This window comes from Microbulbifer rhizosphaerae, assembly GCF_014191725.1.
Taxonomy (GTDB): domain Bacteria; phylum Pseudomonadota; class Gammaproteobacteria; order Pseudomonadales; family Cellvibrionaceae; genus Microbulbifer; species Microbulbifer rhizosphaerae.
The window spans coordinates 67,709-90,135 of sequence record NZ_JACHWZ010000019.1; the positions used below are offsets into that span (position 1 = coordinate 67,709).

The following is a 22,427-nucleotide window of genomic DNA, read 5'->3' on the forward strand; positions in this document are numbered from 1 at the left end:
CCAAAACTTGAGTTAGTCGCGAAACGTCACCCGGGTGCGGTATTCGGGCTGCGCCACCGGGTTCTCTATCCTGAGCAGTGGCGACCCGCCTTCCGCAAGTTCGGTTTGCACTGATGCCGGAAGGTCGCCGAGATAGGTTGCGTCGGGCGAGAGGGGGTGAAACACGAACACCAGATCCTCCTCAACCAGCCGGTCCGCGAATTTCCGCAGCCCGATATCCCAGGGTTGGCCAAAGTAGAAATGATCGGCCACCAACTCGCCGCCGAGGAATGCCGCAACCCGGTCGCCGACGTAGGGCAGGCGCAGCCAGAGATCGTCCGCCCGCAGTTTGTCGTCGGATGCGCTGACTACCAGGCGCCGCGAGCCGACGCGCCGCACCGTCACGGCCGGCTGCAACTTGTCGAACTCCACCCGCCAGGCCGACATTCCCCCCTCCCCGGCCGGCTGCGGCTCAACCGTGCCACGACTCACCCGCAGCTCCGATACCGCAGTCTCGGGGTAGGCCCGCAGATCGATCGACGGCCGGCCGATCGAGCGCAGTTCGAGTCCTTCCGGTGCAGGAAAGCCATCCGCATCGGCGAACACCAGCCGCTTTTCGTCAGCGTGAACGAGCGTGAGGGCGAGTTTCCGCGGCACGACCAGGAAGTGCCGGTCGCCGCTGCGGAAACGAAACGGGTGCTGCTCGCCGCCGGCAACGACCGTGACGCCATCGCCCCGGCTCGCCACACTGTCGTCATCGGTGTCAAACCTGTGCTCGCCCGCGAACACGAGTTCAGGCTTCATGCCCTGGACCGTGGTGAAGACGTAGTGGGTTTCGCTCCCGTGGCGCAACGCCGTCAGCGGCTGCGCCGTCGCCGTGCGCAGGGTCAGGCCGCCGAGGTCGAGATTGAACGGCAGGATTCCACTGGCATCGCCGCGCAGGCCGAAGGAGCCCTCGCGCGGGAAGGTGATGGGATCATCCTCCCCGTTGTGCAATTCCAGCCGCAGGCCGGTGAGATCGTGGTTGTCGACGTGATCCTGGAAATTATGCAGGAAAACGAAGCCGCTGCGCCCATCCGTACGCGCCGCCCAGCGCAGCGTATCGACGTCGTCGGGCGCGATGGCGGCATTGGTCTCGGGCAGGATCGGCGGCATGGGTGCGAGGCGATCACCCCAGTTCGCCAGCAGCAGGTGGAGCAGCTTCAGTTCGCGGTGATGCAGACGCATCTCGCCGAACTCGCCGATCGGCGCCTGGTAGTCGTAGTTGATGCGCGGCAGGCCGCCGGCCTGTTCGTTAAAGTAATGGCCGTCGATCACGGGGGTGGAGCCGCCGTGATACATGTAGTAGCCGATCCCGTTGGCGCCGCTGCCCAAGGTGCGCACGATGAGCGGCGCCAGGCTCTCCGGTCGCACTGTGGTGCGTCGCCCGTAGGTCAGCGAGATCCCCGCGCCCAGCTCCGCCGGGATGGACGGATAGAGTGCCGCGTCGTAGCTGACCGGCGGGTAGTCGGGATTCAGCCGGATGTCCTTGAACAAATAAAAATCGGACGGCTCGGGCGGTGCCCAGAAGGGATAGGCATAGCCGGCGGTCACCGGAATACTGCCATCGGTGACGATGGCGGCGTTGCCCCATCCGGTCGCGGTGTAGATGGGCACGTCGATGCCATGGGCGCGGGCCAGTCGCTTGAGCGTCGCCATATGGTCGCGCCCCTCGTCGGCGAACTTGTTTTCCGGTCCGCCCGCCGTAATCTGGATGTGGGTGACGTCGACATCGCGGTCGGCCACCGTCAACTCCCGTGGAGCACCGGGGTAGGTCCACTCCCAGGGCGCTGCGCTGTGCTGATATTCGTTTTCCAGCTGCACACCGATCACCGGCCCGCCGTCCTTGAACAGCAGCTCGCGCATCTGCCGGGCGATCTCGCCGTAGAGGCGGTCGGCGTAGAACAGGTAGCCGGGATCGTTGGAGCGGATCTCCAGCGGGCGGCCGTAGATCCAGTCGGGGATGCCGCCGTTGCGCACCTCGCCATGGCTGAAGGGCCCCATCCGCACTATGGCTCGAACGTCGTTGGCCGCGCACAGTTCCAGGAACCGGCGCAGGTTGCGATCGCCACTCCAGTCGAACTCGCCCTCGGTACGTTCGTGCATGTTCCAGAACACGTAGGTGGCGATCAGGTTGATGCCACCCGCCTTCATCTTGCGAATCGCCTCGTCCCAATACTCCGCCGGGTAGCGCGCAAAATGGATTTCGCCGACAACCGGAATCCAGGGCCGGCCATTGAGTTCGATGTACTGGTTGTTCACCGCCACGCGCTCCCCGGTGACACTTTCACCGCCCAGGTCCAGGTGCCCCCGCCGCACCGGCGGCAATGGCTGGTCGAGATTCAGCGAATAGGTTTGCCGGGCCATCGCTTGGGGGGACGCCATAAGGGCGCTCAACAAAAAAAGCCAGATTGCAGTTTTCATCTTGTTCACCGGAAGATCCATACGATTAACAGGGTTACGGCCACCACCGCGCCGCCGGCCAGTTTCAGGCCCGGCGTGCTGCGGACGTCGAGGTCCTCCCGCACGGGCAGGACACGAGGCGTCTTCAGCGGCCGAACGAAGGTGATGATGCGCATTGCGAACAGGACGAGTCGAGTAGTGTTTATTGGTTAACCGCTCACCCTTGTGCCGATACCGGCTCTACAATTCCGTCAGCTATCGGCACTCAATTTCCATCTATTTAGGATATAAATAATATATTTTCATATTGCATAAACGGATTGCGCATGCAACCTCATTCAGGGATGACCCAGTAGATCAAAAACAAACAGGAATCCGGCCTCTCGCTCCCGAATGGCCTACTGGCTGATAAGCTTCAGGAAAAAGAATCGACAAAGTATCTGCGCTTTCGGTCGCGACGGGCGCGGGTGGGAACACCGCTAATGCGGGGGAATTTACCACGACAATACTGTCCTGAATCACATTGGCATCGCGCTTCAGTTCCGAAGCCCGGGTTCACGATGGCGCGAATCTCCTCAATACAAGTGAATTATGGAGACAGACCCATTCGGTTCATCGATATTCTCCATTGGCGACTTCACAAGTCGTAGAATCGCGCGACAACCCCCTTGAAAAACTCGGCGCTATCGGAAAGAATTCCGTCTGCTTTATATGATAAATATAACTTTTAGCTTGTCTCCCACCACAGTGGGAGGCAGATAAAAGAATAATAAGAGACGGTTTAAGAGCGATGAGAGAGAAACCAGCCCGCGGTCTCTATAAGAGGATGGCCGCCCAGTATCCGCATTTCGCAGCCCTGCGCGGTAACTGATTTCTGTTACAAATCGTACGTATTTCCCGTCCTGTTTTCCTATTTTTCCTCGTGCCACAAAAGGTACCGCCGAATGTCGCCGGGCGCACGCAGCTGTTTGTGCGGAAGTATTCCTGGCAGGTCATTTAAACCGGTGGTTGCTTCACACAAATACCTGCTATCGAGGAACAACAATGACTGACAGTACAAGACACAAATCCGCGCAGAGCGGGGAGTTGGCAAGGACCCTGGTACTTTTTTCCATCTTGCTGGCTTTCTCGCCCTTCTCCTTTTCACAAAACCTGTTGACCAATCCCGGGTTCGAAAATGGCACCAACGGCTGGACTCTGGACGGGGATGCGTCGGCCCAATTTACTGAATCCGACGGGCGCAGTGGCAGCCGCTTAACCCATTGGTCGTCGAGTTCTTCTTACACGGCCGAGACCAAACAAACTGTAACCGGGCTGGCGGCGGGAACCTACCGTCTGTCGGCCTACACCGTCGGCGGCGAAACCGCTGGGGCCCAGCTCTGGGCCAATTGCAACGGCCAGAGCTTCTCAACTCCCATTCCCTCCAGTCCCTGGGGCAGTTGGGCTCAGGTTACCGTTGACAATATCGAGGTGACCGGCACCAGCTGCGAGGTGGGAATATCCACCGAAAACAGCGAGTGGACCAGCATCGACGATGTGGTCTTTGAGCTGGTGTCCGCCAGCGGCAACACCGAAGTTCTAATCCAGGAAAATGCCACGGGCTTTTGCAGCGTGGACGGTTCGGTCGACAGCGACCACAACGGCTTCACCGGCAGCGGCTTCGCCAACACCAACAACGCCGCGGGCAACGGCGTCGAGTGGCGTGTGTATGTCCCCGCCGGCGGGAGCTATCAACTGGAATGGCGCTACGCGAATGCCTCGGAAAATAACCGTGCGGGTAGTGTTGTGGTCAATGACACCGGTGTAGCCACCGTGGATTTTCCCTCCACCGGCGCTTGGGACAGCTGGTCGGCGGCGACCGCGACCATTTCCCTGAACGCCGGCGAGAACAGCATCCGCCTGGAGGCAATCTCCGGCGAGGGGCTGGGCAATATCGATTCGCTGCTGGTGACCGGCAATAATCCGCAAGCGGTAGACTGTGGCACCGGTTCCGGAGGAGTCTTCAGGCCTGACTACCTCCTGGGGGCCGATATCACCTGGACTCTCGAACAGGAATCGATAGGCCGGACTTACCGGGACCAGGGACAAACCAAATCCCTTGAGCGGATACTGGTCGACCACGGCTTCAACTTCATTCGACTGCGTACCTTCGTCTGTCCGGAGTGCCCCGGGGGCTATTTGGATCATCTTTATTCCGGTGCAGGCCCCACGGAGAACTGGGCCGATACCGCGCATACCATTGAAATGGCGCAGCGCGTCAAGGCCTGTGGCATGGGGGTCTTTCTCAATTTTCACCTGAGCGATAACTGGGCATCCATCGGCCACCAGGAAAGACCTTCCCAGTGGCAGGGAATGAGCAACGCGCAAATACGGGCAGCCTCCTACAACTACAGCAAGGGCGTACTCGACCAAATGGTGGCGGCCGGCGTGAAGCCGGACATGGTCCAATGCGGGAATGAAAACAACACGCACGTGGCAGGCTATTCCTATAACGATTGGACTGGCTTCTCCGGTGTGATGAACTCCTGTCTCCAGGCGGTGCGGGACACCGATCCCGACATCATCACTGTGGTTCAACATGGTCGGCCGCGCCCGGACGGTGACTTTCCTTTCTGGGTGGACAGAATATTTGGCAGCAATCCACCTATCGATGCGGACGTGGTGTGCGGCTCGACTTACGGAACCACCAACAACGGCGGGGACTGGTGGGATATGTTCAACTACGTCATCAATACGACGGGCAAACCGGTGATGAGTTGCGAATACACCAACCAACGCCGGGATCTCGTCAATAACACCTTCCTGAACCTGCCGAACGACATGGGTTGGGGCTCCTTTATCTGGGAGCCGACGGCCTATGGCGACAGCAGGCCATTCAGCTTCAGTAACGGCGTGTACTCCACCAACTCGGCCATGGACGAGTATGCACGCATCGCTCAGCAAGCTGGCCTTCCCGTGCCTTCAAAACCCGCGTCGCAGCTGCAGGGAACCACCTGTCAGTAAGTTGGCGTACCAATGAGCGAGCCCGCGCAAACGGGCTCGCTGCTCCTCGTCACCCGCTCCGGCAGGAAACGGTGCGGCATTCAAGCGGGTTCGTTGGATGTTTTGATTAATACGGGATACAACCATGATTCACAATATAAAACACAGGCTCGTGCAAAGCTGGAAGCTGGCAGGATCTCTGGTACTTTTTTCCACCTTGCTGGCTTTCTCCTCCTATTCTTTTTCGCAAAACTTGTTGACCAATCCCGGCTTTGAAAGCGGTACCAGCGGTTGGACGCTGGGCGGGGACGCGTCGGCCCAGTTTACCGAGTCCAGCGGGCGCAGTGGCAACCGCTTAACCCACTGGTCCTCGAGCTCTTCTTACACGGCCGAGACCAAACAGACGGTAACGGGACTGGCGGCGGGGACCTACCGCCTGTCCGTTTACACCGTCGGCGGCGAAACCGCCGGAGCCTGGCTCTGGGCCTACTGCGACGGCCAGAGCTTCTCAACCCCCATTCCCTCCAGTCCCTGGGGCAGTTGGGCCCAAGTCGTTGTTGACAATATCTCGGTGAGCGGCGGCAGTTGCGAACTGGGAATAACGACCGAAAACAGCGAGTGGAGCAGCTTCGACGATGTGGTCTTTGAATGGGTGTCCGGCGGTGGCCCCGGCGAGCTTGTGATCGAGGAAGCCACTGGCTTCTGTAGTGTGGACGGCTCGGTCGACAGCAACCACCCAGGCTACAACGGAAGAGGCTTCGCCAACACCGACAACGCCGCCGGCAACGGCGTCGAGTGGCGTGTTCAAGTGCCCGCCGGCGGGAGCTATGAGCTGGAATGGCGCTACGCCAACGCCTCGGACAACAACCGGCCCGGCAACCTGCTGATCAACGGCTTGAGCGTGGCCACTGTGGATTTCCCCTCCACCGGCGCCTGGGAGACCTGGGCGGTGGCAACTGCGACCATTTTCCTGGATGCCGGCGAGAACACCATCCGCCTGGAGGCGATCTCCGGCGAGGGGCTGGGCAATATTGATTCGCTGAGCGTGACCGGCGACAGTCCGCAGGCGATCGACTGCGGAAACAATTCCGGTGACTGTGGCGAAGGTAATCCCGATTCGCAGTTTTCCTGCAGCGGTGATCCAGCGGTATGTCTTTTGGGTGGTGGTGTTGGAAACTACCGTGTGACCATGGAGTTCGATGCCGGATACAACGGCGAACTCGAAGTTTTTGCCGAATCACGGCGGCGAATGTTTACCTCCCCTCAGCAAAGCACTTCAGCTTCACGTTGCGCGGATTTCCTGGTGGATGTTCGCGATCCGGAAGGCCAGCCCTGGCAAGATCAATCCGATCGTGGCACCTCGGGATTGAATCTGCGCATCGCACAGGGAGCCCCAGCCCTGAGCAGATTAACCTTCAGCCCGATAAGCAGTCCAACAACCCTGTTTATCGCGGGGGACTCAACCGTCGCGGACCAGCGGCCTCAGTTGTATGCACAACCCGATGCGCGATATTCCGGCTGGGGCCAGTTTATTCCGGCTTACTTTGGCAGTGCCATAGAGGTTTCAAATTACTCGGATTCCGGTGAGGGCACCCAGGCATTCAGGACCGATGGAGGCGGTTTGTGGAACCAGATTAACTCACGATTAAAGTCTGGCGATTGGGTAATGATTCAACTGGGGCACAATGACAAAACCACCTCCGCATCTCTTTATCGCTCAAGGATTACGAATATGGTGACCGCCATTCGCAACAAAGGTGCCAACCCAATACTGATCACCCCGATGATTCGCAACACAGGGGATCCCTTGTCCGGGCAGCATGTTTGGGGAGATCTGAACATTCGCAATGAGCTTATTGGTGTGGCCAATGCGCAAAATGTCCCATTAATTGACTTAATGGAGCTTACCAGTGAATGGGCGGGCAGTATTGGGCGATCTGCGGCACAGACCTATTTTGTTGGCAGCGACAGGACTCACTCCAATGAAATGGGGGCGGAGCTGTTTTCCCAAATGATTGTTGATGAAATTCGCCGACAAAACATTGGCATTATTGGCTACTTGCGGAATCCATAAATTTCCCGCGCTTGTGGCCACGCTCATTATTCTCAGCGCGTGGCCCACCCTCATCGGAGATATAATAATGACCCGCTATATAAGATATAGATTAGTGCAAAGCTGGAAGTCGGCAACATCTCTAGTACTTTTTGCCACCTTGCTGGCTTTCTCGTCCTTCTCCTTTTCACAAAACCTGTTGACCAATCCCGGGTTCGAAAATGGCACCAGCAGTTGGACCCTGGACGGGGAAGCCTCGGCCCAGTTTACCGAATCCAGCGGGCGCAGTGGCAGCCGCTTGACTCACTGGTCGTCGAGCTCTTCTTACACGGCCGAGACCAAACAGACGGTAACCGGACTGGCGGCGGGGACCTACCGCCTGTCGGCCTATACCGTCGGCGGCGAGACCACCGGGGCCTGGCTCTGGGCAGACTGCAACGGTGAAAGCTTCTCAACCCCTATTCCCTCCAGCCCCTGGGGCAGTTGGGCCCAGGTTGCCGTGGACAATATCCAGGTGACCGGCGCCAGCTGCGAGCTGGGCATAACGAGCGAAAACAGCGAATGGAGCAGCTTCGACGATGTGGTCTTTGAGCTGGTGTCTTCCGGCGGCAGCACCGAGGTTGTGATCGAGGAAAACACCAGCGGCTTCTGCGGCGTGGATGGCACGGTCGACAGCGACCACTCGGACTACAACGGAAGTGGCTTCGCCAACACAGACAACACCGAGGGCAACGGCGTCGACTGGCAGATCGAGGTGAGTCAGGCGGGCAGTTACACCCTGCAATGGCGCTATGCCAATGGCGGTGAAAGTGATCGCCCCGGCGATGTCTATATCGATGGCCAGGTGGAATATCAAGGAGCGTCTTTCCCGGTCACAGGAAGCTGGAGCAGCTGGGCAGATAGCCAAACCGTTGAATTATGGTTGGATCAGGGCACCCACACGGTTCGCCTTGAGGCCGTAAGCAGTGCTGGATTGGGCAATGTCGATAGTGTCACCATTGCAGGTAGCAGTGTCAGTGCCAAGGACTGCGGAACACCACCCGATGGTGCCGGAGATGGTGACTATTACGTCGCGCCGAATGGCAGTGACTCAAACCCGGGCTCGCTCAATCAACCATTCCGCACATTGCAAAAGGCCATTGATGTCGCGGGACCAGGTGACCTGGTCTACGTACGTGGTGGTGTCTACAACATCTCCAATCCCGCTATACCGTCAGCCGGCGTTAATTTCTGGAAGAGCGGTACCTCCGATAACAACCGAATCAGGTATTTCGCCTACCCGGGTGAGCGCCCGGTACTGGATTTTTCAAACCTCCAGATCCGGCCGGATCCCAACTACACCTTCGGGGTATTAGTGACTGGGTCCTATCTCCATCTCAAGGGCTTCGAGATTCGCAATGTACCCATGAACACGCGCTCGAATGTAGGCCTGAGGGTAGGTGGTAACGACGCTTATCGTAACATCTTCGAGTTGTTGGATATCCACCATATCGCAGGTGCCGGTGTGTTCGTTCATACCACCCGCGGCGGACACCTGTTCCTCAACTCGGATTCACATGACAACTATGATCCGTGGTCGCACCAGGGAAATGGCCAAAACGCGGATGGCTTTGGTGTGCACTACCAGACGTCGGGGGAGGTAACGATTTTCCGCGGTTGTCGCGCCTGGTGGAATTCAGATGATGGTTGGGATTTTATATCCCAGGAAGTACCCGTTATCGTTGAGAACAGCTGGGCGATGGGCAGCGGTTATATCAACTCCGGTGCAGACCGAGCGCCAAACGGTAACGGCGCCGGGTTCAAGATTGGAAGTAGTAAGACGGGTATTCGCCACGTTGTGCGCAACAACCTCGCCTTTGGTAACCGCTCCCAGGGCTTTTACGCCAACCACTCCTCTGGCGGTAACGACTGGTTCAACAATACCTCGTTTTCCAATGGTGTCCAGTACGACATGCTGGCCAGCACCTGGGATTCAAACGGGAACCGAACCGATGGCGTGATATTGACGGGCAGTAAACGTCACCGCATGAGGAATAATATCGGCTATCCCAACAATAACAGGAACATGCAGGGAGTGGATGACCAATATAATACCTGGAACCTGGGAATTACGCCGAGTAGCAGTGATTTTCTGAGTACGTCCGACAACGGATTTATGGGCCCGCGCCAGGCTGACGGAAGCCTGCCGGATCTGAACTTCCTGAAACTGAGCTCCGGTAGCCAGATGATCGATCGCGGCGTGGATGTCGGACTCCCCTACAATGGACCCGTCCCGGACCTGGGTGCCTACGAGAGGTGATTCTTCGTTGACGGGGGGAACAGGTTTCCCGGCTTTTACGCCGGGGAACCTGAGAACAAACCTGCCTCCCCCCGTAGTATGAGACTTCAAATTATCGGAGATATAATAATGACTCGCCCTATAAACATAAGATTTAAATTTCTGCAGGGCTGGAAGTTGGCAAGATTCCTCATACTTTTTTCCACCTTGCTGGTTTTCTCGCCTTTCTCCTTTTCACAAAACCTGTTGACCAATCCCGGGTTCGAAAACGGTACCAACGGCTGGACTCTGGCCGAGAGCGCCTCGGCCCAGTTTACCGAATCCAACGGGCGCAGTGGCAGCCGCTTGACCCACTGGTCGTCAAGTTCTTCTTACAGGGCCGAGACCAAACAGACGGTATCGGGGCTGGCGGTGGGGACCTACCGCCTGTCCGTTTACACCGTCGGCGGTGAAACCAGTGCGGCCTGGCTCTGGGCCTATTGCGATGGCCAGAGCGTCTCAACCCCCATTCCCTCCAGCCCCTGGGGCAGTTGGGCTCAGGTAGTCGTTGACAATATCTCGGTGAGCGGCGGCAGCTGCGAGCTGGGAATAACGACCGAAAACAGCGAGTGGACCAGCATCGACGATGTGGTCTTTGAACAGGTATCCGGCGGCGGTGACCCCAGCGAGATTGTCATTGAGGAAGGCACCGGCTTCTGCGGCGTGGATGGTTCGGTCGACAGCAACCACTCGGGCTTCAATGGCATTGGTTTCGCCAACACCGACAACGCCACGGGCGACGGCGCCGACTGGCAGGTCAACGTGCCGAGCAGCGGCGATTATACCTTGGAATGGCGGTACGCGAACGGCGGCTCAGCCAACCGGCCCGGCGAGGTGCTGATCAACGGCTCGAATCAAGCCATGGTGGATTTCCCCGTTACGGGCTCCTGGGAAAGCTGGACGTCGGCGAGCGCAGAAATTGTCTTGAGCGCCGGCGAGAATAGCATCCGCCTGCAGGGTACCGGCAGCGAGGGGCTGGGCAACATCGATTCCTTGAGCGTGACCGGCAACAGTCCGCAGGCGGTGGCCTGTGGCAATACAAATGCACAGTGTGGTAGCGGCCAGGCCAATGGCAGATTCATGGAATGTTTGGATCGAGGGGTTATTGCGCATCAGCAAGGCTCCAACGCTTTTGTCAGTTGGCGTCTATTTGGCTACGAGCCGCGCGATACGACTTTCAACCTGTATCGGCAGGATGGCGGCAACACGTCACTGGTCTGCTCGCGAAGCGGTAGCGACCCAACCTGGTGCTTGGATTCCAATGAATCCGCCAATTCAGAGTATTTCGTGCGCCCCGTCGTTAATGGCGATGAAGGCGAGCCCAGTGCCAGTGCATCCCTGCTTCCGAGGCACTGGATTGAAATTCCCCTGGCACCGGCGCCATCCGGCGCGGATGTCCGCCTCGGCTGGGTCGGAGACCTGACAGGCAACGGCGAATACGAGGTGATTGTGGACCGCAAAAGCTCTCAATCGCCAAAGGTGGATGCCTACACCCTGAGCGGTGAATTCCTGTGGCGTTTGGACACGGGGCCACTGGGCGTCAATCAAAACAATATCGAAGGCGGTCCCACCACCATCAGCAATGGCCACAACGACGGGCTGACCGTGTTTGACTTTGACAGCAATGGCAAAGCGGAAGTGGCGATAAAGACGGCCAATGGCTTCGTGTTCGGAGATGGGCAAACGCTGAACCACAACAACAATAATGATCAGTTTGTTTCCATTGTCAATGGAGAGACCGGTGCTGAAATAACGCGTGCGCCCCTGCCTGACGATTATATCTCTGATGGCCCCCTTCAGTGTCATTTCGGCGCTGGCTACCTGGACGGCCAAAACCCCAGCGTAGTCACCAAGTGCAAAAACCGCGTAGGCAGTGGCGGCTTCAACCTGGTAGTCACTACCTATGACTTTGACGGAACCCAATTAACACGGCGCTGGAAGTACAACCGTGACTGGGGCGCCAGCCACGACTTCCATCAAATACGCATAATGGACGTTGACGGCGACGGCATGGACGAAGTGCTGGATGGCGGTTACGCACTTGATCAGGACGGAACGGTACTCTACGACCTGCGCGGGAATGGCGTTGTTCATGGCGACCGTTTTCATATCACCGACATTGACCCGACCCGCCCCGGTTTGGAGGGATTTGCAATCCAGCAGGACAATCCCAATGGATTGGAAACCTACTACTACGATGCGGCCACCGGCGAAATCCTGCGTGCATATTATAATCCTACCGGTGGCACTGGCAGGGATTTGGGTCGTGGCACTGTCGCCGATGTTTTTCCCGAAATCCCTGGCATGGAATACTGGAGTTTCAATGGGCTCTATGCCGCAAATGGCGACGTACTCATACCGGAAGCCGGCGACCTTCGAAATGTGCCCTGGCCAAACTTCGAATTTCAGTGGGACGGTGACCTGAGCAGCGAGTTGCTGGATCAAAACCGGGTTGGTGACTGGGATACCCAGGCGCAGGAACGCAATACCTACGTCTGGCGGGAAAGCTTCAACGGTATAGTGCAAGCACGGGGCGCGCTACCATTTTTCGGTGACATACTCGGTGACTGGCGTGAAGAAGTTATCATCGAAGCGTCCGACCATTCGCACCTGAAGGTTTACACAACGGGGCACCAAACCGATCACCGGATTTATACCCTGCCTCACAACCCCGGCTACCGCAACAGCATGACGGTTCAGGGGTATAAGCAGTCACATCATGTTGATTACTACCTTGGCGAGGGTATGTCTGTACCACCCATGCCGCTCATTCGTCCGGCTCCCCGGCCGTAACCATAGATTTTGTAGTTCAGGGAATGAGCCCGCCAGCGCGGGCTCATTCACCACACGTTCTTAACTCGGAGGAATAATTATGACTCGCACCATAAATATGCCATCGATGAACTTTTTAAACGTGTTAGCAGCCTGGTAATGCAGGCTTACTCATTAATCACTTTTATCGGAGATATAATTATGACTCGCTACCTTAATATAAGATCTAGGTTTCTGAAGAGTTGGAGGTTGGCAACGTCTCTAGTACTTTTTTCCACCTTGCTGGCTTTCTCCTCCTATTCTTTTTCACAAAACCTGTTGACCAATCCCGGCTTCGAAAGCGGTACCAGCGGTTGGACGCTGGGCGGCGACGCGTCGGCCCAGTTTACCGAGTCCAGCGGGCGCAGTGGCAACCGCTTAACCCACTGGTCGTCGAGTTCTTCTTATACGGCCGAGACCAAACAGACGGTAACGGGACTGGCGGCGGGGAACTACCGCCTGTCCGTTTACACCGTCGGCGGCGAGACCAGCGGAGCCTGGCTCTGGGCCTACTGCGACGGCCAGAGCTTCTCAACCCCCATTCCCTCCAGTCCCTGGGGCAGTTGGGCCCAGGTCGTCGTTGATAATATCTCGGTGAGCGGCGGCAGTTGCGAACTGGGAATAACGACCGAAAACAGCGAGTGGAGCAGCTTCGACGATGTGGCCTTTGAATGGGTGTCCGACGGTGGCCCCGGCGAGCTTGTGATCGAGGAGGCCACTGGCTTCTGTAGTGTGGACGGCTCGGTCGACAGCAACCACCCAGGCTACAACGGAAGAGGCTTCGCCAACACCGACAACGCCGCCGGCAACGGCGTCGAGTGGCGTGTTCAAGTGCCCGCCGGCGGGAGCTATGAGCTGGAATGGCGCTACGCCAATGCCTCGGACAACAACCGGTCCGGCAGCCTGCTGATCAACGGCTCGAGCGTGACCACGGTGGATTTCCCCTCCACCGGCGCCTGGGAAACCTGGGCTGTGGCGACTGCGACCATTTCCCTGGATGCCGGCGAGAACACAATCCGTCTGGAGGCGGTCTCCGGCGAGGGACTGGGCAACATTGATTCGTTAACCGTCACCGGCAACAGTCCGCAGGCGATCGACTGCGGAAACAATTCCGGTGATGGGTATCCACTGGGCAACCCACCCGTTCCAAGCGCCGGCTGCGGTCAGTCTCCCGGTCTGGCGAGCGGTACCCACAGGATGACGAGCGCGGGTCTCAATCGGGAGTACATCGTCTCCCTTCCGGACAACTACGACGCGAACAAGCCCTACCGGCTGGTGTTCGGGATGCACTGGGCGGGTGGAAGCGCCGAAGCCGTGGAGGGCTGGTCGCAGTGGTTCGGACTCAAAGCGCTCGATACGGAGGACAACACGATCTTCGTTGCGCCTGAGGGATATAACGAGTGGTGGAACGGGAGTGACGACCGCGACCACATCTTCTTCGATGATCTGAACGCGCACCTCGCATCCAACTTATGCGTCGATACGTCGAGAATCTTCTCCGTCGGGTTCAGCTTGGGTGCAATGTACACCAATGGCCTGGCGCAAACGCACCAGGACGTTCTGCGAGGCGTAGTGGTGTACGCTACCGCCGACTACAACATCTACTTCCCGGACAATACGGGCGAACCCCTCGCCTATATGGGGGTGCACGGCCTGCACGACCCGACCTGTCCCATCTCATCGGGACGGCGGTCGAGAGATAGATTCGTGGCGAACAACGCGTGCGCGACACCTGGTTCCGTACCCGAGGCCTGGAACGGAGGCCCCCATGTCACCTACGACTACGATTGCCCGGACAATTACCCCGTGCGCTGGTCCACCTTCGACGGAGCACACTCCTATCCGCCGAACGATGAGCCTATTGGATCGTCGTGGGTACACGGTGAGACGTGGGAATTCATCACGCAGTTCTGATACGCGAATTGGACGCCTGGTTCCCCGGCGTTTACGCCGGGGAACCTGGAAAAAACTTTACCTCCGCGTTGTGTGAAACAAATATTTATGAACCCAACCATATCAAAAGCATTTCGGGCTTCGCCCTCGCCGCCGGGGTCCGTGGTAAAACAGAGGCTCGCTCGAAACGGCTTGATCTTGACATATACCGATGCCGGCACGGCCGGCATTTTCATTTCGGCAACTGCAAGCGGAAGTGCCCAAGGCGCTCGTGAAGAGCACGATAATTACGAAACTCTTTACGAAGCTCTTTATGAAACTATAGGAACGCTATTGACGGAAAAGCAGCTGGTGATTACTCATGAAAGAGTGTTTGCCAGCTTATCGTGCCAGCACGATTTGCTTTACCAAAGACAGCAAACGCTACCTCGCTACGGCATTGATCCCAATACACCTGTGACACTGATCCACGGATGCCCTCCGTGGGGTTCCGGGCTGGCAGGCGCCCTCTTTCATGCTGTACCGGGGAGCATCGCGAAACCGGAAACCCTGGAAATTCACGGTACCCCAGTGGGTCGAATCTGGTCCTCGGGTATTGCCGACTACGCAAGGTTGCAGTTTGGGGGAAACGCAGGATTATCACCCCAACTTGATCTCGAAGCGAACGAGGTATTCCTGGCCGCTGCCAGCGTCCTGGCCGACAATGGTTTTTCGCTCACTGACGTGACCAGAACCTGGTTCTACATTCACGACATCCTCGATAACTATCAGCTATTCAATCAGGTGCGGGACAAACACTACACCGATTTCCGATTGGCAAAAAAATCAGGCGCTCCACTCCGCCTGCCAGCAAGCACCGGTATAGGGGGTACCTCCGCAAACCGATCTGCTCTCGCAGCGGACTTCCTGGCTGTAAAGCCGAAATCCGAAGATACCGTTAGACAGCTCAGCAACCCGGCGCAGAAGGAGGCGTTCCATTACGGCGCTTCATTCTCAAGAGCAGTTCTGATTCAGGAACAGACCGCCGATATCATTCAAGTTTCCGGCACTGCATCTATAGGCGGAGATGGCCGGACCCTTCATCCAAAAGACGGTGCATCACAAATCGCTTGTACACTGGACAAGCTTGAGACGCTATTGGAAACCGTTTCTGCGAGTCTGAATCAGGTCGCTACCGCCAATGTATTTCTCAAAGATCCAGCATTGTGGGATATCTTCCAGAGAATCGCCAGGAAACGTGGGCTTGCTGAGTTTCCCGGCGTTCCGGTGATTGCTGATATCTGCAGGAATGATCTCCTTTTCGAGATCGACGCCGAAGTCGTGATGCCAAAAATTGGAACAACAAAATGCGTCTATTGAAAACAACATCAATCCTGTGTTTTGCAGCCGTAAGCTTGCTGTTGGTCTGGAGTTGCTCCAAAAGCGATTCGACCAACGGGCAGACGGAGGCCTCATCCGATCAGCTCGGTAAGCTGACTATTGAATATCCCCTGGATGGGGCAATGTTCCCGCTTGAAGTAGCACCCTCGACTTTTATATGGAAAGATGATTCCGGCGAAGCAGATACATGGCTTGTTCGGGTGGTGCGCGAGGGGGAAGCTCCTATCGTCGAAAAGCAGGTTAGCGAACAGAGCTGGAAACCCAACACTGATGTGTGGCAAGCGATCAAAGTCGCGGCACTGGAAAAGCCGGTCTCAATCATTGTACAAGGTGGCCACAGAGTTGACGGGGAGCACAATCATGATAGCTGGGTGTCGAGCGACGAGATATCAATCCGGACCTCAGATGACCCGGTAGGAGCACCTATCTTCTTCAGGGAAGTTCCGCTGCCGTTTGACTACGCCAACAAGTACCCGGAGAAAATTCGCTATCGGCTCGGTTACGTTTCTGAATCACACGAATCGCGAGTGTTAATGGACAACTTGCCGCTTTGTGGAAACTGCCACTCGGCCTCCGACGACGGTCGCACTTTCGGTATGGATGTCGATTATGCCAACGATAAAGGTTCATATGTTATTACTGATCTGGAAAAACATACTGACCTGACTCCCGATAAAATTATCACATGGAGCGACTACAAACGAGAGGATGGAACCCTTACATTCGGGCTTCTATCGCGTGTATCGCCAGATGGGGACCACGTCGTGAGCACTGTGAAAGATCGTTCGATTTTTGTCGGACTTCCGGAAAACCTGGCCTACTCGCAGCTGTTCTTTCCTATCCAGGGTATCATAGCGTCGTACCGCCGCGAGACAGGCGAATTCAAGGCGCTTTCGGGCGCTGACAACCCCGAGTATGTGCAAAGCAATCCTTCCTGGAGCCCCGACGGAGAAACGCTGTTCTTTGCACGATCACGCGCTCACCAGCTCAAGAACGCGGACGATTATACCTCCGCGATAATCCCGAAAGAAGCTGCGGCCGAATTTTTGAGTGGTGGCAAGAAGTTCAAGTACGACATTTACAAAATTCCCTTCAACAATGGCGAAGGTGGCGAGGCCGTTCCATTGGAAGGCGCTTCCAACAACGGTAAGAGCAATTATTTCCCCAAGGTTACGCCCGACGGCAAGTGGGTTGTGTTTACTCAGGCCGAAAGCTTTATGCTCCTACAGCCAGATAGCCGCCTGTACATAGTGCCCGCCGAAGGAGGGGTGGCGCGGGAGATGAATGCCAATACCGTCGAAATGAACTCTTGGCACAGCTTTTCGCCGAATGGCCGTTGGATGGTGTTTTCGTCCAAAGCGCGTGGCCCTTATACGCAGCTATGGCTCACCCATATAGATGAAGACGGCAACGATACTCCACCAGTTTTGCTGGAGCACCTGATGACGGAAGATCGGGCAGCCAATATACCGGAATTCCTGAATGTAGAGCCCGACAGTATCGAGAAGCTTGTGGATCAATTTTCAGAGGGTGGGAACTACCACTATCGAGTGGCCAAGAACCTACTCCGGTATGGCGAGCTTGAAGACGCTCTCCGATTGCTTGACAAAGCGGCTGAAATACAACCTGACAATCCGGATGTGTTTCTGGAACGCGGTGCGCTTCATTCGCAGCTCAATAACGACGATTTGGCTATGCGCGATTTTAAAAAGGCTATAGCGATCGCCCCCACAGACTTTCGAGGCCCCTTTAATCTGGGGCTGGCGAAGGAGTTTATCGGGGATCTCGACGGAGCACTGGAAAGCATCAATAAAGCAGTTGAGTTGAATCCAATGAATTTCAACATAATCGCCAAGCGCGGTCTCCTGCAACAAAAAATCGGAAAAGTCCAGGGTGCTGTAGAAGATTTTGATAAGGCGCTGGAGTTAAACCCGAAGTCGGCGGACCTATTCAATCTCAGAGGGGATATCAAACGGGAAGCCGGTGATTTTGAAGGTGCCTTTCGCGACTTTGACAAAGCCATAGCCTTGAAACCGGACTTGGGATCGGCCTGGCTAAACAGAAGCTTTGCTTATCTCAGTCAAAATGAGTGGAAAAAAGCAAGGAACGATCTTGATGAGGCGAGAGTGCACACCCCGGAAGCACCCCTGAGATATGTGATCGAAGCACTTGTCGCCTTTAACGACAGGGATCACGAAAAAGGTTGTTCGGTGCTGGAAGCGGCAAAAAGCAAAGGACGCGCTATGGGCGGCTATCAAAATCAAGTGGAACATATGTTTCAGCAGGCCTGTATTTCGCAAGCGTAATACGATTACCCCCTTCTATCGGAGATAGAATAATGACTCGCTATATAAATGTAAGGTATAAATTCCTGCAGATCTGTAAGTTGGCAATATCCCTGGTACTTTTTCCCACATTGCTGACTTTCTCGTCCTTCTCCTTTTCACAAAACCTGTTGACCAATCCCGGGTTCGAAAACGGTACCGACGATTGGATTCTGGAAGAGGACGCGTCGGCCCAGTTTACCGAATCCAACGGTCGCAATGGCAACCGCTTGACCCACTGGTCGTCGAGTGCTTTCTACACAGCCGAGACCAAACAGACGGTAATGGGGCTGGCGGCGTCAACAATCGTCTCGCCATCATGTGGACCCAGATCGCCAACCACTTTGCGGACTACGATCATCGGCTTTTGTTCGCCGGTTCCAACGAAGTGATGGTAGAGGGCGACTATGGTACGCCTACCCAGGAGTATTACACCGTGCAAAACAGCTTCAACCAAACGTTTGTTGATACTGTGTGCGCTACCGGCGGGTTAAATCCAACCCGTTACCTGGTGGTACAGTCGTTTAATACCAATATTGATCATGCGATCGACTTTGCTGTTATTCCCGAGGATACAGTCCAAAACCGCCTGTTCATGGAAGTACATTTTTACGACCCGTACAATTTCACCCTGAACGCCAATAGTGGAATTACTCAATGGGGTTCCGGTGCGACAGATCCCAGCAAGACCGAGTCCTGGGCTCATGAATCCTATGTGAATTCTCAATTCAATCGCATGAAAACGCATTTCGTGAATAACGGAGTAGGTTTGATTCTCGGTGAGTATGGCGTGATTTCACGCCCTAATGTTTGGGACCATGGACAGTATAGAGTTTACTGGAATGAGTATGTCACTCAGTCAAGCGTCAACCATCAGATGGTCCCTGTGTATTGGGACAACGGCTATGCAGGCGACGGTGGCATGGCGCTATTTGATCGCAACAATGGCAATTGGCTGTATCCAGATCTCATCAACGCAATCGTCAACGTACAGTAACGGCAACTAGGTAGGTTGTCGGGTCAATGCGGCACAGGGATGTGCCGCGCCGGCCGCGGGCCCTTGGAATACAAGCAACTCCGCGCTGTTGCGCGGGGCGGCCATCCGCTAGACTTTCAAGGGCGACAATTAAATAGATCAAGGATCCCCAGACAACGGGACGGGTAGCCCAACACCAACAGACGGGATATGGACTTTCTGCGAGCGTTGCTCGACGAGTTCAACAACTCATTGTGCATCGACCAAGCCTTTAAAGAGCGCGTTACGCAGTACCTACCCTGCGATGCGACCAAAATATGTACGGCGCTACCTGGCGGAATTCCAATACGTTTTAACCGCAGATTCGACCTGTGCGCGCTTATTCCTCGGCTTGCCTACGTTTCTCTCCGAACACCGTCAATGCCGGAAAGATTGCTTAAACTCGGCTTACCTTAGATGGTAATTAGGTAAATGAATGGCCAAACAGCGCCCAAGATACCGCAGTGCACACCTCTTGAAAGTAGTATTATTTATATTATATAAACTGGACCGGTCGCCACATTCACCACAATACGTGGCCGGGCGCGCTCCCGGTGGGCCAACTGCGCTATCTCAACCATCTCGCGATACCATAAAAATTTCGGCGGTGTCGGCGCATCTACCGGGAGCTCGCCTGAGCCAGTACCGGACGTCCAGCATTGTGGATTCGGGTTCGCGCTGGGGGAATGCCGGCAATGCGGTTTTTCTCCCGCTACGGAACAAAGAAGAATACTTTTCGGGAATGGCCATTGGCCGAGGTCGGCGTTTGGGAGCACCCCAAGCCTGATTGCGGCCAACGGCCACTCCTCTCCTCCAGAGCACGGAAAAACTTGAGAGAAACCGATGAGCAAAATACTAATCAAAAACGTCGCTGTCGTCCTTGTCATCCTTCTGGCCGCATGTGGAAAGCCGGCCCAGGAGGCCAAAACAAAACCAAAAGCGGAAACCGAGGCGGGACAACTGTCCGTCGGCCAACCGCAAAAACTGAACCGCCGCGGCTGGCAGTTTATGCGCTCGGACAGCCGGCTCAGCCTCGAGGATGCCCTGCAGTCCGGTAACTGGCAATCGGTCACCCTGCCCCACACGCCGCGCATCGAACCCCGGATCGTCGACGACCAGTGGCAGGGCGATGCCTGGTACCGACTGGATATTCCACTCCGCAGCGAATGGAGTGACAAGAAAGTTTATATCGATTTTGAAGGCGCAATGAACTTGGCCGAAATCTGGCTGAACGGCAAAAAAATCGGCAGCCACGCGGGCGGCTACCTGCCCTTCACTGTTGAGCTGACAGAGCAGCTGAAACCCGGAGCCAACCGGCTGCTGGTGCGTCTGGACAACCGCGATAACCAAGTTACCGGCCCCAAGCCTCTGGCCACCCTGGACTTCAATATGTACGGCGGCCTTTACCGCGACGTCTGGCTGCGCGCGGAAAACCCGGTGCATATCACCGATGCGGTCCACGCCGGTGAAGTGGCCTCCGGCGGTATTTTTGTGCGCTACCCGCAGGTCGCAAGGAATTCCGCCCAGGTGGAAGTACAGACTCATGTCCACCGCGGCGCCGAAGCGAAATCCCTATGGGTGGAACACCAGTTGCTGGACGGCGATGAGCCAATCGCCACCTCACAGCAAAAGCTGGACGCCGAAGGCAAACAGGACCTGGCTGACCGGCAGACGCTCACCGTGACACAGCCGCGGCTTTGGTCCCCCTCATCGCCGAATCTCTATACGCTGCGCACCCGTGTCTACGCCGGCGGCGAACTGACGGACCAACAGGACACCCGTATCGGCATCCGCGAATTCCGCCTGCAAAACGGCGAGCTGTTTATCAATGGCGAAAAGACCTTCCTGCGCGGGGTGAACCGCCACCAGGAATACCCTTACGTGGGCTACGCCCTGTCCGATGCCGCCCAGTACCGGGACGCCGCACTGATCAAGGCCGCCGGCTTCGACTATGTGCGTCTCTCCCACTACCCCCACTCCAAGGCGTTTATGCGCGCCGCAGATGAGCTTGGGCTGGTATTGCTGGACGCGATTCTCGGCTGGCAGTACTTCAATGACACGCCGGAATTCAGGGACCATGCGGTGCAGACCTGCCGCGACCTGATCCGCCGCGACCGCAACCACCCCTCGGTGCTGGCGTGGGAGTGCTCGCTGAACGAATCCCAAATGCCGGAGCCGTTTATCGACCGGTTGCACGCCGCAGTGCACGAGGAGTTTCCCGGAGACAACGTCTACTCTGCCGGCTGGAAGCCTTACGGATACGATATCTACCTGCAGGCGCGCCAGCACCGCCTCGACCACTACAAGGAGCCGACCAAGCCCTATATCGTGTCCGAGTACGGCGACTGGGAGTATTACGCGATGAACGCCGGCCTCAACCAGGACAACTGGGGCGACCTGCTGCAGGCGGATAGGTCCAGCCGCCAGTTGCTCGCCGACGGCGAGAAGCGCCTGCAGCAGCAGGCCCTGAACCTGATGGAGGCCCATAACGACAACTTCAACACCCCGGCTTTCGCCGACGGCTACTGGGCGATGTTCGACTACAACCGCGGCTACGCCGACGACCTGGAGGCCTCGGGGCTGATGAGCATCGAGCGGCTGCCCAAGTTCAGCTACTACTTCTACCAGAGCCAACGCGACGCCAACGACTTCGCAGGCCCGCTGGCCGGTGGTTATATGGTGCATATCGCCAGCCACTGGCAGCCGGGTTCGAGCAACAGCTTCTATGTGTTCAGCAATGCGGACGAAGTGGAAATCCGTTTGAATGGCAAACCGGTCGCGCGCAGCGCGCCCAATTCGCGCTTCACCAATCTCAAGCACCCGACCTTCCGTTTCGAGCTGGACAGTTTCGTACCGGGCACCCTTGAAGCCCTGGCCTATGCGAATGGCAAAGTCGTGGCGCGGCACAAGCTGGTCACCGCCGGCGAGCCCGGCCAATTGCAGCTGTCCGTGGAAACCGCCGGCAAGACGCCGGTCCCCGGCAGCAATGATCTGCTGTTTGCCCGTGTGCGCCTGCTCGACGCCAGAGGCAATCAGACCCATGCAAACGGCATTCCGGTCACCTTCGAATTGTCCGGCGATGCCGAACTGGTATCCCCATCCACCATCCACAGCGAGGACGGCGTGGCCAGTGCGCTGATCCGCCTCGGCAGCGATCTCTCCGGCGTAAACCTGAAGGCAAGATCACCGCAGCTGTCCGCGGCGGAAACGGCCCTGACTAGGGCGGAGTGA

The 22,427-nt window shown here is 56.8% G+C and carries 11 protein-coding genes and 1 pseudogene; 10 read left to right on the forward strand and 2 right to left on the reverse strand.

Annotation, left to right across the window (positions count from 1 at the left end):
* Positions 1–12: 12 nt before the first annotated feature.
* Both FHS09_RS17435 and FHS09_RS17440 read right to left on the reverse strand, forming a co-directional pair.
* A complete protein-coding gene (locus FHS09_RS17435; RefSeq protein WP_246395116.1) occupies positions 13–2,442 on the reverse strand; it encodes a beta-galactosidase in 2,430 nt (809 codons plus the stop codon).
* Positions 2,443–2,447: 5 nt separating this feature from the next.
* Positions 2,448–2,597, reverse strand: coding sequence for a hypothetical protein (locus FHS09_RS17440; RefSeq protein ID WP_183462267.1), 150 nt, complete (start codon positions 2,595–2,597; stop codon positions 2,448–2,450).
* An 868-nt stretch (positions 2,598–3,465) separates the two neighbouring features.
* On the opposite strand from FHS09_RS17440, the gene FHS09_RS17445 reads away from it, so the two are divergent.
* The 10 genes and pseudogenes from FHS09_RS17445 (at position 3,466) to FHS09_RS17500 (ending at position 22,427) form a co-directional block, all read left to right on the forward strand.
* Positions 3,466–5,424: a glycosyl hydrolase 53 family protein gene (locus FHS09_RS17445; protein WP_183462269.1), complete on the forward strand. Its 1,959-nt coding sequence runs from the start codon at positions 3,466–3,468 to the stop codon at positions 5,422–5,424.
* Between the two features lie 196 nt (positions 5,425–5,620).
* The gene (locus FHS09_RS17455; RefSeq protein ID WP_221192089.1) at positions 5,621–7,477 is read left to right on the forward strand and encodes a CBM35 domain-containing protein; all 1,857 of its coding nucleotides are present in this window, start codon (positions 5,621–5,623) and stop codon (positions 7,475–7,477) included.
* Between the two features lie 67 nt (positions 7,478–7,544).
* The gene (locus tag FHS09_RS22600) at positions 7,545–9,755 is read left to right on the forward strand and encodes a right-handed parallel beta-helix repeat-containing protein (protein ID WP_221192090.1); all 2,211 of its coding nucleotides are present in this window, start codon (positions 7,545–7,547) and stop codon (positions 9,753–9,755) included.
* Between the two features lie 108 nt (positions 9,756–9,863).
* Positions 9,864–12,566: a rhamnogalacturonan lyase family protein gene (locus FHS09_RS17470; protein ID WP_221192091.1), complete on the forward strand. Its 2,703-nt coding sequence runs from the start codon at positions 9,864–9,866 to the stop codon at positions 12,564–12,566.
* Positions 12,567–12,794: 228 nt separating this feature from the next.
* Positions 12,795–14,498, forward strand: coding sequence for a CBM35 domain-containing protein (locus FHS09_RS17475; RefSeq protein WP_183462277.1), 1,704 nt, complete (start codon positions 12,795–12,797; stop codon positions 14,496–14,498).
* 177 nt (positions 14,499–14,675) lie between these two features.
* Positions 14,676–15,836 (forward strand): RidA family protein, encoded by a 1,161-nt coding sequence (locus FHS09_RS17480; RefSeq protein WP_221192093.1) that lies wholly within the window; start codon positions 14,676–14,678, stop codon positions 15,834–15,836.
* Positions 15,824–18,163, forward strand: coding sequence for a tetratricopeptide repeat protein (locus FHS09_RS17485; RefSeq protein ID WP_183462281.1), 2,340 nt, complete (start codon positions 15,824–15,826; stop codon positions 18,161–18,163). The genes FHS09_RS17480 and FHS09_RS17485 overlap by 13 nt, the downstream gene beginning before the upstream one ends.
* A 184-nt stretch (positions 18,164–18,347) precedes the next feature.
* Positions 18,348–19,178, forward strand: a complete 831-nt coding sequence (locus tag FHS09_RS17490; RefSeq protein WP_246395111.1) for a glycoside hydrolase family 5 protein — start codon at positions 18,348–18,350, stop codon at positions 19,176–19,178.
* 250 nt (positions 19,179–19,428) lie between these two features.
* Positions 19,429–19,613 (forward strand): annotated as a pseudogene (locus FHS09_RS17495) (IS1595 family transposase); the annotation flags it as partial.
* A 426-nt stretch (positions 19,614–20,039) separates the two neighbouring features.
* Complete coding sequence (locus tag FHS09_RS17500; protein WP_183462283.1) at positions 20,040–22,427, forward strand: glycoside hydrolase family 2 TIM barrel-domain containing protein; 2,388 nt, start codon at positions 20,040–20,042, stop codon at positions 22,425–22,427.

Excerpts from the sequence above, each read along its gene's own strand:
- FHS09_RS17445 (WP_183462269.1), top strand. The coding sequence starts at position 3,466 with ATGACTGACAGTACAAGACACAAATCCGCGCAGAGCGGGGAGTTGGCA.
- FHS09_RS17470 (WP_221192091.1), top strand. The coding sequence starts at position 9,864 with ATGACTCGCCCTATAAACATAAGATTTAAATTTCTGCAGGGCTGGAAG.
- FHS09_RS22600 (WP_221192090.1), top strand. The coding sequence starts at position 7,545 with ATGACCCGCTATATAAGATATAGATTAGTGCAAAGCTGGAAGTCGGCA.
- FHS09_RS17440 (WP_183462267.1), bottom strand. The coding sequence starts at position 2,597 with ATGCGCATCATCACCTTCGTTCGGCCGCTGAAGACGCCTCGTGTCCTG.
- FHS09_RS17500 (WP_183462283.1), top strand. The coding sequence starts at position 20,040 with ATGAGCAAAATACTAATCAAAAACGTCGCTGTCGTCCTTGTCATCCTT.
- FHS09_RS17485 (WP_183462281.1), top strand. The coding sequence starts at position 15,824 with ATGCGTCTATTGAAAACAACATCAATCCTGTGTTTTGCAGCCGTAAGC.
- FHS09_RS17435 (WP_246395116.1), bottom strand. The coding sequence starts at position 2,442 with ATGAAAACTGCAATCTGGCTTTTTTTGTTGAGCGCCCTTATGGCGTCC.